The organism is Actinophytocola xanthii (assembly GCF_001921205.1).
GTDB classification, from domain to species: Bacteria; Actinomycetota; Actinomycetes; order Mycobacteriales; family Pseudonocardiaceae; genus Actinophytocola; species Actinophytocola xanthii.
Map to the genome: position 1 here is coordinate 1 of NZ_MSIE01000068.1, position 11701 is coordinate 11701.

The 11701-nt window shown below is 71.8% G+C and carries 14 protein-coding genes and 1 pseudogene; 11 read left to right on the plus strand and 4 right to left on the minus strand.

The features are described 5' to 3' along the window. Positions 1-258 precede the first annotated feature (258 nt). The 8 genes and pseudogenes from BU204_RS38610 (at position 259) to BU204_RS30325 (ending at position 6665) form a co-directional block, all read left to right on the plus strand. Positions 259-1071, plus strand: coding sequence for a hypothetical protein (locus BU204_RS38610; RefSeq protein ID WP_143229862.1), 813 nt, complete (start codon positions 259-261; stop codon positions 1069-1071). Positions 1072-1312: 241 nt separating this feature from the next. Further along, complete coding sequence (locus BU204_RS30295) at positions 1313-1873, plus strand: GNAT family N-acetyltransferase (protein WP_075129207.1); 561 nt, start codon at positions 1313-1315, stop codon at positions 1871-1873. A gap of 33 nt (positions 1874-1906) precedes the next feature. Beyond that, positions 1907-2290: pseudogene (locus BU204_RS30300) on the plus strand (GntR family transcriptional regulator); the annotation flags it as partial. Positions 2291-2343: 53 nt separating this feature from the next. Beyond that, positions 2344-3153 (plus strand): ABC transporter ATP-binding protein, encoded by an 810-nt coding sequence (locus BU204_RS30305; protein WP_075129209.1) that lies wholly within the window; start codon positions 2344-2346, stop codon positions 3151-3153. Beyond that, positions 3150-4004 carry an ABC transporter permease gene (locus tag BU204_RS30310; RefSeq protein ID WP_075129210.1) on the plus strand — a complete coding sequence of 285 codons (855 nt, stop codon included), beginning with the start codon at positions 3150-3152 and terminating at the stop codon, positions 4002-4004. Before BU204_RS30305 ends, BU204_RS30310 begins: the two co-directional genes overlap by 4 nt. A gap of 262 nt (positions 4005-4266) precedes the next feature. Continuing rightward, entirely contained in the window at positions 4267-4764 is a 498-nt protein-coding gene (locus BU204_RS30315) for an ABC transporter permease (protein WP_075129211.1), read from the plus strand. A gap of 88 nt (positions 4765-4852) precedes the next feature. Continuing rightward, positions 4853-5872, plus strand: coding sequence for an ABC transporter substrate-binding protein (locus tag BU204_RS30320; RefSeq protein WP_083661768.1), 1020 nt, complete (start codon positions 4853-4855; stop codon positions 5870-5872). Between the two features lie 13 nt (positions 5873-5885). Continuing rightward, positions 5886-6665, plus strand: a complete 780-nt coding sequence (locus BU204_RS30325; RefSeq protein WP_075129213.1) for a fumarylacetoacetate hydrolase family protein — start codon at positions 5886-5888, stop codon at positions 6663-6665. 6 nt (positions 6666-6671) lie between these two features. Here the strand turns inward: BU204_RS30325 and BU204_RS30330 are convergent, their stop codons facing one another. Continuing rightward, on the minus strand, positions 6672-7379 hold the full coding sequence (locus tag BU204_RS30330; RefSeq protein WP_075129256.1) for a CTP synthase C-terminal region-related (seleno)protein: 708 nt from the start codon (positions 7377-7379) through the stop codon (positions 6672-6674). Positions 7380-7453: 74 nt separating this feature from the next. Here BU204_RS30330 and BU204_RS30335 point away from each other — a divergent pair, with 74 nt between their 5' ends. After that, a complete protein-coding gene (locus BU204_RS30335) occupies positions 7454-8332 on the plus strand; it encodes a LysR family transcriptional regulator (RefSeq protein ID WP_233160751.1) in 879 nt (292 codons plus the stop codon). A gap of 6 nt (positions 8333-8338) precedes the next feature. Here the strand turns inward: BU204_RS30335 and BU204_RS30340 are convergent, their stop codons facing one another. The 3 genes from BU204_RS30340 to BU204_RS30350 all read right to left on the minus strand — a co-directional run bounded on the left by BU204_RS30340 (position 8339) and on the right by BU204_RS30350 (position 10426). Beyond that, positions 8339-8722 carry a DUF1761 domain-containing protein gene (locus BU204_RS30340; RefSeq protein WP_075129215.1) on the minus strand — a complete coding sequence of 128 codons (384 nt, stop codon included), beginning with the start codon at positions 8720-8722 and terminating at the stop codon, positions 8339-8341. Further along, positions 8715-9392, minus strand: coding sequence for a hypothetical protein (locus BU204_RS30345; RefSeq protein WP_083661769.1), 678 nt, complete (start codon positions 9390-9392; stop codon positions 8715-8717). The genes BU204_RS30340 and BU204_RS30345 overlap by 8 nt, the downstream gene beginning before the upstream one ends. Positions 9393-9583: 191 nt before the next feature. Further along, the gene (locus BU204_RS30350) at positions 9584-10426 is read right to left on the minus strand and encodes an aldo/keto reductase (protein ID WP_075129216.1); all 843 of its coding nucleotides are present in this window, start codon (positions 10424-10426) and stop codon (positions 9584-9586) included. 61 nt (positions 10427-10487) lie between these two features. On the opposite strand from BU204_RS30350, the gene BU204_RS30355 reads away from it, so the two are divergent. Next, positions 10488-11300, plus strand: a complete 813-nt coding sequence (locus BU204_RS30355; RefSeq protein WP_075129217.1) for a DUF817 domain-containing protein — start codon at positions 10488-10490, stop codon at positions 11298-11300. Further along, on the plus strand, positions 11297-11671 hold the full coding sequence (locus BU204_RS30360; protein ID WP_075129218.1) for a YybH family protein: 375 nt from the start codon (positions 11297-11299) through the stop codon (positions 11669-11671). The genes BU204_RS30355 and BU204_RS30360 overlap by 4 nt, the downstream gene beginning before the upstream one ends. Positions 11672-11701 lie beyond the last annotated feature (30 nt).

Sequence of the window (11701 nt, forward strand, 5' to 3'; positions counted from 1 at the left end):
CATGATCCTCATAGTCCATGCCTCCACGATCTTGGGGGAAGCTCAATGAACACCCACCGGCTGAAGACGCATCGGGTCAGTAGGGTGCAACTCCTGCCTCGGACACGCGCACTATTCCTACGCGATTGGCGCTCGCCCGGTCCCCGACTCCGTCCAGGCCCTCTCGGCGAGGACTCCTCTCTGGCCGCCGCATCGTCAACCGGCGCGTGCGCCTCATTCGTTATCGGCCCTTGCGCCGACTGGTGACACAGTCGACCCTTGCGCGCCGACGTAGTGACCATGGACTCGAACCGGATCAAGGTGTTGGCCGTGGGCGCTGCGGTCGGGCTCGTCCTGGCGGTGGTCATGATCCTGGTGCTGGAGCGCGACGACGACGTGTCCGCCAGTCCAGCTCTCGCGGAGACGACCACGTCTACCAGGAGCACCTCCACGACTACCCCCGCACCGACATCGGTTCCGCTTCTCGTCACCCTGGACTGCCACGAAGCCCACTCCACGACGTCGATGCAGTTCATGGTCGAAGAGCGGGCCAACTTTTCCCCGGCATGGGCGGCAAAGCCAACCTCGTGCGAAGCGAACCGCAACGGTGCGGCGCTGACCCCACTGGAGAACCGAGCGCTCGCCGCGTCCAAGTACCCGGACGAGACTTCGATCACGACCTTGTACGGCCTGTGCGCCGCGGTCGATCCCGCCAACCCCTATCTCGACCCGACAGGTGACGTAACACCCGAGTGGTCGGCCGCGGTCAACGGCATGCTCGCCCTGTGCCCCAAGCATCCGCAGGCAACGGCACTACGTGAAGCGATGACCGAGGCCACCGAGAGCGCTCGTCTCGAGGCCGCCGGCGAACTGTTCTACGAGGGCACATTCCGCGTCGGAGTGGACGTGCAGCCGGGGACCTATGCCGTCGAGCAGGCGTCGGCGGGATGCTACTGGGCACGGCTCGACGAAACGGGTGAGACCATCGACAACAACTTCGTGGAAGGCGCGTCACGGGTCGAGGCCACGATCTCCGCCAGCGACTACTCCTTCCACAACGAGGGCTGTGGCCAGTGGCGCAAGGTCGGATGACCGATCTTCGTCGAAGCACCCTAGGTCTTCGGGCAGTCTGACCCCTCGAAAAGTTCTAAACATACTTTCACGAGGCGGGATTCCCCGTCACGAGTAGTGCTCAAGGAGCTTGGACGATAACCCGTCAGGAAGAGGCCACGACTCGGTTCTTCCTGTAGAGCCCTACCAGAGGGCTTGCTGTCCTCCCTCTCCGCCGACACCGGTCATCGCGGTTGTTCGGTGGTCGGGGATGCTGGGACACATGGAACCACGGCGAGAGCTGAGCGACGTCCGGCTGGTCACCGAGCGACTGGTGCTCCGCGAGTTCGCCCTCGACGACGAGGACGCGGTGCACTCCTTCACCTCGGACCCGGTGGTTACGCGGTTCACCGACTGGGGGCCGAACAGCCCGGCGGACACCCGCCAGTTTCTGGCCTACGCCCTCGCCCACGCCAACGACCCGTGGCGGCGCGGCTTCAACCTCGCCGCGATCGAGACCGGCTCCGGACGGCTCGTCGGCAGCGTCGAGATCGGCGTCACCAGCACCGATCACCAGCGGGGCGAGCTCGGCTTCGTCTTCCACCGCGACGTCTGGTCCCGGGGCTACGCCACCGAGGCGACCACCGCGCTGCTGCGCTTCGGCTTCGAGCAGTTGGGGCTGCACCGGATCAGCGCGACCTGCCACCCGGACAACCGGGCCTCCGCCCGCGTCCTGGAGAAGGTCGGGATGGAGCTCGAGGGCAGGTTGCGCGGGCACATGCTCGTCCGCGGGGTTCGGCGGGACTCGCTGCTGTACGCGATGGTCGCCGCTGCCGCCAGGTGAGCGGCGGGCCTTGGCCGAGCAGTCGCCGCCGAGCGGATCACCGACGACGAGCTGGCCGTGCTCGACGATCTCATGGCGCGCATGCGCGCCGCGGTCACGACGCTGGACGGACCGGGGTTCTCCGAGCTGAACCAGGAGTTCCACCGCACGATCATCGCCGCCTGCGGCAACGGGATGCTGCGGGACCTGACAATGGACATCTGGCAGCGCCACTCCGGTTTCCAACGCGTGTTCCGCATGGTCCCGGGCCGGCTCGCGGCCTCCCAGGCCGAGCACGAGGGGATCATGACCGCCCTGCGCGCCCGGGACTCCGAGCGAGCCGCGAAGCTCGCCCTCTGGCACAAGCTCTCGGTGGGCAGCACCGTGAGCACCCTCCTCGACGAGAAGTCCGAAAAGGACACCGGAGCGACCGCATGACGCGTTGACCCGCCCAGCGCCGCCACCGGAGCCGGCCGAAGGGAGAGCCATCGATGCACCAGACCACCGATGCCACGACCAGCGCCGTCGGGTTCGACCACGTCTTCAAGGCATTCGTCTCCCAGGGACGGCGCGGTGAGCCGGTACTGGCACTGCAGGACGTCGCGTTCGAGGCGCGGGCCGGCGAGTTCGTCAGCCTGGTCGGACCCTCCGGATGCGGCAAGTCCACCTGCCTCAACCTGCTCGCCGGGCTCGACACCCCCTCCGACGGCACCGTCTCCCACCGCGGCAGCCCCGTACGTGGGGTCAACACCGCGGTCGGCTACATCACCCAGGACGACAACCTGCTGCCCTGGCGTTCCCTACGAGGCAACGTGGAGCTCAGCCTCGAGTTCCGGGGCGTTCCGCGCCGCGAGCGGCGGGAACGCGCCCAGGAGCTCATCGACCTCGTCGGGCTCGGCGGTTTCGAGGAGCACTACCCGCACGAGCTCTCCGGCGGGATGCGCAAACGCGGGGGCATCATCCGCACGCTGGTCTACGACAGCGACGTCGTGCTGATGGACGAGCCGTTCGGCCCCCTGGACGCGCAGACGCGGGTGATCCTGCAGGCCGAGCTGCTCAAGCTCTGGCACCGCGCACGCCCGACCGTCCTGTTCGTGACCCACGACCTCGTCGAGGCCATCGCGCTGTCCGACCGGATCCTCGTGTTCACCGCCAATCCCGGCCGCGTCAAACGAGAGTACACAGTAGACATCCCACGACCCCGGGACCCTTTCCACATCCACGACGCGCCAGGCTTCGCGGAGCTGTACGACGCGCTGTGGGACGACATCCGGGCCGAGATCGGGCAGGCGGCGAGATGACGCTCACCGAGCCCGCGGTGCGGCACACCGACCGGGCACGGGCGGTCCTGCACCGCGTGGCCACCGACGAGCGCCGCCACCGGCAGCGGCAGCGAGCCCTCGTCTGGCTCGGCACCGCCGTCCTGGGCATCGCCCTCCTGCTGTTCTGGCAGTTCGGGCTGGGACTGCTGGTGAACCCGCGCTATGTCAGCGACCCGGCCACCGTCCTCGCCCGGATCGGCGAGTTGCTCGCGGGCGGTGAGCTGCTCGCCCACCTGTCGGTCACCCTCGGCGAGGCGGGTGCGGGCTTCCTCATCGGCGTCGTCGCAGGTCTGGTCAGCGCGGTCGCGCTGACCAGCAGCCGACGCGGGTACGAGGTGTTCGAGCCGTTCCTGGTCGCCTTCTACTCGATCCCCAAGATCGCCCTCGCGCCGCTGTTCATCCTCTGGTTCGGCCTTGGCACCACCCCGAAGATCGTCATGGCCGCACTGCTCGTCTACTTCATCGTCCTCGTCAACACCGCGACCGGTCTGCGCGGTGTCCAACCGGGACTGTTTCGGGTGTGCCGGGTGTTCGGGGCGAGCCGGCGGGACCTGTTGGTCAAGGTCACCCTGCCGGCGGCGGTTCCGGCGGTCGTGGCCAGCATCCGGATCACCTTCACCCGGGCGATCGAGGGTGCGGTGCTGTCCGAGTTCGTCGCCTCGACCCAGGGGCTCGGCTACCTGGTCGCCCGGGCGTCCCGGGCGTTCGACATCGCCACGGTCTTCGCCGGGATCGTGGTCATCGCCGCGGTCGTGATGGTCGCGAACGGACTGTTGCGGGCGCTGGAGTCCCGGCTCCTGCCCTGGCACGGCGGGCGGGTGCACGGATGAGCACGACGACCGGCAGCCGGCTCAGCCCTCGGGGCGTGGCCGTGCTCGACACCACCGCGCGCGACCACCTCGCCGCCCGCCGCACGCACCGCCGGTTCCTGCTCCTGACCCGGCTCGCCGTCGTCGTGGCCGTGCTCCTCGCCTGGGAGCTCGCCTCCGGCACGCTGGTGCGGCCGTTCTTCCTCAGATCCCCCACCGAGATCACCCGGACCTGGTCGAATGGGCCGTCTCCGGCCAGCTCTGGTACCACGGTCAGTTCACGGTGGCCGCCGCCCTCCTCGGCTACCTGCTCGGCGCGGTGTCGGGCGTGCTCGTCGCCTGGCCGCTGGGCGTGCTGCGCCTGGCCCACCGGATCGTGGAGCCCTACTTCCTGGTCGCCTACTCGGTGCCGGCCGTCGCCATGGGCCCGGTGTTCATCCTGTGGTTCGGTCTCGGGCTGACCCCGAAGATCCTCATCGCGGCGTACTTCGTGTTCTTCATCGTGTTCGTCAACACGGTCGCCGGCTTCCACCAGGTGCCCCGCGGCCTGCTCGACGCGACCCGGGTGATGGGCGCGTCCCGGCGCGCCCAGCTGCGAACGGTCATGATCCCGAGCGCCATGCCGTTCATCCTGGCGGCGCTGCGCGTGACGCTGCCCGCGGCCATGATCGGCGCCGTCACCGGGGAGTTCATCTCGGCCAACCGCGGCCTCGGCTACCTCACCCGCGCGGCGCCGCCGGCTTCTCCACCGCCGGCGTGCTCGCCGGGGTGCTCTCGCTGAGCGCGATCGTCCTGCTGATGAACGTCCTGCTCCGCCCGCTGCGGCACGCGCTGCGCTGGCAGCACGAGATCGACGCGAAGGAGACAGCATGAGAGTGCTCGCGCGGTACCTGGCTCTCGCGAGCGTCGTCGGGCTGGTGCTGCCGCTCGCCGGCTGCACCGGCTCGGCCCGCACCCAGATCACCGTGGCCTCCCTGCCCAGTGCGTTCCCCGCCCCGATGTACGTGGCGGAGCGGGACGGGACGTTCGAGCGGGAGGGCCTGGAGGTCACCATCGTCGAGCTGCAGAGCGGGGCGGACGGGGTCGCGGCCGCCGTGTCGGGCAGCGCGCAGATCGCCGACATCGGGTTCGACGACCTCGTGACGCTCGCCGAGGAGGGCGAGGAAGGCCTCGTGATGGTGCACAACCTGGTGCGGCGGGTGACGCTCGCGCTCGTGATGGACCAGGAGGTGGCGCGCGAACGCGGGGTGAGCAGGTCCTCCCCGCTGCCGGAGCGGTACGCGGCGCTGCGCGGGCTGCGACTCGGCGTCACCTCGCCGGGCGCCGCGTCGGACCGGTACCTGCGCTACTACCTGCGGGAGGCCGGGCTCGACCCGGAGCGGGACGCGGAGATCATCGCCATCGGCGACGGCTCGTCGCTGCTGGCCGCGCTGGAGACCGACCAGATCGACGCCTACCAGCTCTCGCCGCCGACGCCCTACGTGGCCGAGGCGGAGGGCTTCGGCACCATCCTCATCGACGGTGCGGCCGGCGACGTGCCGGCGCTGGCGGACTTCGCCTACACCGGCTTCGCCGCCAACCGCGAGTGGGCGCGGGGTAACCCGGACGCGGTCCGCGCCTTCACCCGGGCGCTCGACACCGCCATGGAGACGGTCCGCGCGGACGCCGCCGCGACCGCCGAACAGATCGCCGACCGGATGTCGGAGGACGACGTGGGGATCCTCCGGCGCACCCTCGAGGCCCTGATGCCCGCGCTGTCCACGGACGGCTGCTTCGAGGCCGAGGCGGTGCGGACCACGCTCACCACGATGCACGACATCGGCATCACCCCGGCGGCGGGCGATCCGGCCGAGAGTGCATTGTGGACGAACGAGTACAACGACTGCTGAGAAGGGGACTCCCGTGAAGATCGTTCGCTACGAGACCGCAGGCGGCGCCCCCGCCTGGGGAGTCCTCGACGACGGCGTCGTGCTGGCCGCCCGGGGCACCCCGTTCCTCGACCTGGAGCCCACCGCGGAGCCGGCGGGCAAGGTCCGACTGCTCGCCCCGGTCACCCCGCGAACGGTGCTGTGCGTGGGGCGCAACTACCGGTCCCACGCCGAGGAGTTCGGCAACAAGGTCCCCGAGGAACCTCTGCTGTTCCTCAAGCCGCCGGCGGCGGTCGTCGGCCCCGACGCCGAGGTCGTCTACCCGGCCCTGTCCCGCCGGCTCGACCCCGAGGCCGAGCTCGTGCTGGTGATCGGCCGGACCGCGCGGCACGTCGCCGCCGCCGACGCCTGGGCCGTGATCGGCGGCTACACCTGCGGCAACGACATCACCGCTCGGGACATCCAGAAGTCCGACGGCCAGTGGACGCGCGGCAAGGGCTTCGACACCTTCTGCCCGATCGGCCCCTGGGTGGAGACCGACTACGACCCGACCGACGTCGCCGTGTCCTGCACGGTCGACGGCGAACGCCGCCAGGACGGCCGGACCAAGGACCTGATCTTCCCGATCCCGTACCTGATCGAGTACATCACCCGCTTCACCACGCTCGAGCCCGGCGACGTCATCCTGTCCGGGACCCCGGAAGGCGTCCGGCCGGTCGAGCCGGGCAACACGATCACGGTGGAGATCGACGGCCTCGGGTCGCTGACCAACACCGTCGTCGCCGAGGACCCGGCGCGACTCGCCGGAAGCTGAGCGCGCTCACCCCACGGGGAGCGCCGCCGCCGCGGCCAGGGCGCGGACCACGGGATGGGGCTCGGTCCCGTCCCCGGCCAGCTCGGGCTGGAACAGCGTGGCGAGGAAGAACGGGTGGTCGGGCAGCTCGGCCATCCGCACCTCCCCCGACTCGTCGTGCCCGCTGAACCGAAGCCCGTGCGCCGCGAGCACCTCGAGGTGGGCGGTGCCGAGCCCGTAGGCGCAGTGGTAGCGGACCACGGTCCGGTCGGTGCCCAGCACGCGCTCGGCGAGCGTGCCGGGCACCGCCGTCACCACGGTCTCGTGACCGACGAGCGAGCAGGACAGCGGGACGATCAGCGGGTCGGCGGCGTCCGGGTGGACCTCGGCGTGCTCGACGCCGCCGAGGCCGCACACGTGGCGGGCGTACTCGACCATCGCGTACTGGAAGCCGCCGCAGGTGCCGAGGAAGGGGACGCCCCGCTCACGGGCGGTGCGGACGGCGGTGAGCGCCCCGGCCTCGCTGCGGTAAGGGCTGCCGGGGACCAGCCAGATCGCGTCGAACCCGTCCAGCGCGCCGGGTTGCTCGGCGTCCTCGGTCGGGACCCAGTAGGCGTCGAGGACCAGCCGCTCCCGCCGGGCCAGGGCGTCGAGGAGTCCCGGGATGCGGGTGTGCGCGCGGACGGCGGGCGAGCGGTCACCGACGAGGGCGAGGCGGGCGGGTGCGTAGGTCATGGGCTCATCCTGGGCCTCGTCGTCGAACAGTTCCAACGATGATCGGGCTGGGTGCCATAAGCGATACTGATGGAGTGGACCCGCACCTCCTCCGGAGCTTCGTCGCCGTGGCCCGCCGGCGGTCGTTCTCCGCGGCGGCCCGGGAACTCGGCTTCACCCAGTCGGCGGTGTCCCAGCAGGTCGCGGCGCTGGAGGCCGACCTGGGTGCCGTCCTGCTGAACCGCAGGCCGGTGACCCCGACCCGAGCCGGGGCGCGGCTGCTCGACCACGCCGTCCCGCTGCTGCTGCGCCTGGACGCCGCCCGGGCGGACGTCGCCCGGCTCGCCGCGCCGCCGTCGGCCCGGGTTGTGGTCGGGGCGTCGCCGCTGGCCGTGACCGCGCTGGGACCGGCTCTCGCCGACGTGCGCCGCGAGCACCCGGACCTCGTGGTCACGGTCCGGGTGCTCGGGCGCTCGGCCCTCATCCGGGAGGTCGCGACGGCGGCGGTCGACGTCGGACTGGCCGACGGCGCGGTCGCGCCCAGCGACTCGCTCCCCCTCCCCGACGCCGGTCCGCTCAGGGCGGTCGGTGTCCTCGAGCGACCGCTCGCGGTGCTGCTCCCGCCGCGGCACCCGCTGGCCGGGCGGGCGGGCCTGCGGCTGGCCGACCTCGCCGCCGCCGGGTGGATCGACGCCCCGGACACGGCGGTGCCGCTGGGCAGGCTGCGCACGGCCGCTGGGGCCGAGGGCTACCGCGCATCGGTCCGGTACGAGGGAACCGACGTGGGCGGTCTGGTCGCCCTCGTCGGCGCTGGTCACGGCCTGGCGGTCCTGCCCGACCCGACCGGCGCCGCGCTCTCCGGCGTCACCGCCGTGCCCGTGACCGAACCCCGACTGGTGCACCGGGTCGAGGCCGTGCACAGTCCCACCCTGGCCGGCGTCCCGGCCGCACTCGCGGCGGCGCTGACCGGGTAGCCGGCTTCAGCCGGTGAGGGCGCCGCCCATCGCGCCGAGGACGAGCAGCTTCAGCAGCCAGTCCCCGCCGTGCAGTGCCGCGAGACGGACCGGGGTGCGTTCGTGCACGACCGCGCCGAGCAGGAGGACCAGCGGGAAGCCGACCCACAGGGCGAGGCCCAGGAGCAGCCCGCCCCACCAGGTGGCGGTGTCGGTGGCCGCGACCAGCCCGGTCACCGCCGAGGCCAGCAGCAGGCACCGCAGGAGCTCGACGAGCAGGATCAGCGGAGAGGACGTGCCGAGGTCGGCGTCCTCGGTCCGGGCGGTGGCGAGTACCGCGTAGTAGCCGCCGCCGATCACGAACGCCGCGGCGGTGCCGACGAGCACCGCGAGCCAGGGAAGCTCAGGCATCGGCCCGCTCCTGCCGGGTCTCGACGGCAGCCCTCAGCTCGGCCAGCCGTTCCCGCCAGAACGCGCGCAGTCGTTCGGCCTCCCCGGCGTCGGTGATCCGCGAGTGCTCGACGGTCACGGTCGACCTGGTGGCGTCCCTGGCCCCGACGAACAGGGCGACCCGGCTCTCGCCGTAGTCGTAGCGTGCCGTGCGCGCCGCGGTCGTGGGGCGGGGACGCAGGCCCTCGCCGAACCAGCGGGCCGGGTCCTCGGTGATCGTGGCGTGGAGGTCGTCCGCGGAGACCCCGACGGTCCTGGAGACGCTCACGGTGAACGTGCCGTCGTCCTTCTCGCCGACCGCGCGGCCGCCGCGGGCCCGTTCGTAGCTCTTGGTGACGGCCTGGGCCGACCAGGCCAGCGGGGCGACGTCGAGCAGGGCGGCGACGTGCCGGGCGATCTCCCGATGGGGGCGGGTGGTCATGCCCTCGGCGTCGAGCAGGTCGAACCACTCCTCCCAGCCGCGGCCGGTCCGGTCGCGGATGGCGGCGTCGGAGGTGACGAGCACGGGCGCGTCGCCCGGCCCCGCGCTCGGCGCGGCGGCGAGGAGGTTGGCCCTGGCCGCCGTGTAGCTCTCCCCGGTCTTCGCCATGCGGGCCCGGACGAGCTTCTTGAAGGAACGGTGCACGGTCATTCGCATGTCCTTTCCGCGGCGGCGACCCGCGACCCACGCTCGCGCATCCCCGCCGGAAAGGGCAGTGCTCGACCGGCATCCCGAGGGCAGTGGCCCCCTTTGCCCCCGCACGGCCGATGGCGTGGGCACCGGGACCGGGGGTTGGGCGCAGGACGGCGCCCGTCCCCGGAACCGTAACAGGACCGTTCCTATCAGGACAGGGGTGGCGCGACCTCGTCGAGGCGCCGCAGCTGGTCCTCGTCGAGCCGGACCGAGGCCGCGGCGACGTTCTCGGCCAGGTGCGCCAGGCTGTTGGTGCCGGGGATCGGCAGCACGACCGGTGCCCGGTGCAGCAGCCAGGCCAGCGAGACCTGCGCGGCGGTGGCGCCCAGCTCGGTCGCGACCGCGGCGATCTCGCCCCGCGGGTCCGCCACCGCCGGGTGCACCGGCCGCCAGGGCAGGAACGCGATGCCGGCCGCCGAGCAGGCCTCGAGCACGGGCTCGTGCTCGCGGTCGAGGATGTTGTAGCGGTTCTGCACGCTCGCGACGTCGACGATCCGCCGTGCCTGTTCGAGCTCGGCGGCGGTGACCTCGGACAGTCCGATGTGGCCGATCTTGCCCTGGACCTGGAGCTCGCGCAGCGCCCCGAGCTGGTCGGCCAGCGGTACGTCCGGGTCCACCCGGTGCAGCTGGAGCAGGTCGAGCCGGTCGACGCGGAGCCGGCGCAGGCCCTGCTCCACCTGGTCGCGCAACAGCTCCGGCCGGCCGTCGACCCTGGCCTCGAGCGGCGGGGCCGGCGGTGCGACGCCGACCTTGGTCGCGATCAGCAGGTCGTCCGGGTAGGGGTGGAGTGCCTCGGCCAGGAGCTCCTCGTTGGCGCCCCAGCCGTAGAGGTGCGCGGTGTCGATGAGCGTGACGCCCAGCTCGACCGCGCGGCGGGCCACGGCGATGGAGGCTTCGCGCGCCGGGGCGGGGTCGGTCTCGAGGTGCATGGCGCCGAACCCGAGGCGGCGGACGGGGTGCTCACCGCCGATGCGGAAGGTGTCGATGTCCATGGTGCTCAGTGGATCATGTCCTTGCCGGCCAACCGAATGCGGGCGGGCGCGTCCTCGGTACATGGCACGCCTCGCGTTCGCGGCCACCCAGTTGTTGCGCTTCGCCTGGGTCGAGGCGCGGTGCTGTGCGTTCGCGGTGGCCGTGTTCGCCGGGCTGGCGCTGTCGACGGTCGTGCCGCTGCCGATCGCCCGCTACGACGCGCTGCTGGCCTACTGCGTGCTGGTCACCGCCGTGTTCCGGGCGGTCGGGTGGGAGACGACGAGGGAGGTCGCGGTCATCGCCGGCTTCCACGCCGTGGGCCTGGCGTTCGAGCTGGTCAAGGTGCCACTCGGGTCGTGGTCCTACCCGGAGCCGGCGGTGACCAAGGTGCTCGGCGTCCCGCTCTACAGCGGTTTCCTCTACGCGGCCGTCGGGAGCTACGTGGTGGCGGCCTGGCGGCTGTTCGACCTGCGGGTCTCCGGCTACCGGGCGGTGCCGACCGCGGCCGTGGCGGCCGCGATCTACGCCAACCTCATCACCCACCACTGGCTCCCGGACCTGCGGTGGCCGCTCGCCGGCCTGCTGATCGCCGTGACCTGGGGCGCGAACGTCCACTTCACCGTGGGCGACCGGCGCTACCGGATGCCGCTCGCGCTCTCGTTCGCGCTCATCGGCTTCTTCCTGTGGCTCGCCGAGAACATCGCGACGTTCTTCGGCGCCTGGCACTACCCCCACCAGCTCGAGACCTGGCGCCTGGTCGACCCGGCGAAGTTCGGTGCCTGGGCGATGCTCGTCAGCGTCACGTTCGTCCTCGTGGCCGCCTGGCGTTCTCGGGCCGGCCCCCTCCCGGAGCCGTCCCGGACACCGCCGCGCGGTATGCTGTCGGGGTCATGACGAGTTCTCATGACGACCCCACACTTCCGTTCTCGACGTTCCTGTCCGGGTTCGCCGCGCGTGATCTCGACGTCGTGGAGCAGGCCTACGAGCCGGCCGCGGTGCTGGTGCCCCGTCCCGGTTTTCCGGTGACCGGAACGGAACGGGCGGAGGCCAACGCGCACCTGATGTCCTTCGACGGGTTCAGCGCGACGCTGCGGCACCTGTACCGCGCGGGCGATCTCGCGTTGCTCGTCGTCGACTGGTCGGTGGACGGCCGCGCACCTGATGGAAGCCAGGTCGAGCTGACCGGCACGGCCGCGGACGTGGCCCGGCGAGGCGCGGACGGCCGGTGGCGGTACGTGATCGACAACCCCGCGGGCACGGCATGACGGGCGGATCTCGACCTACGATGACCGGGA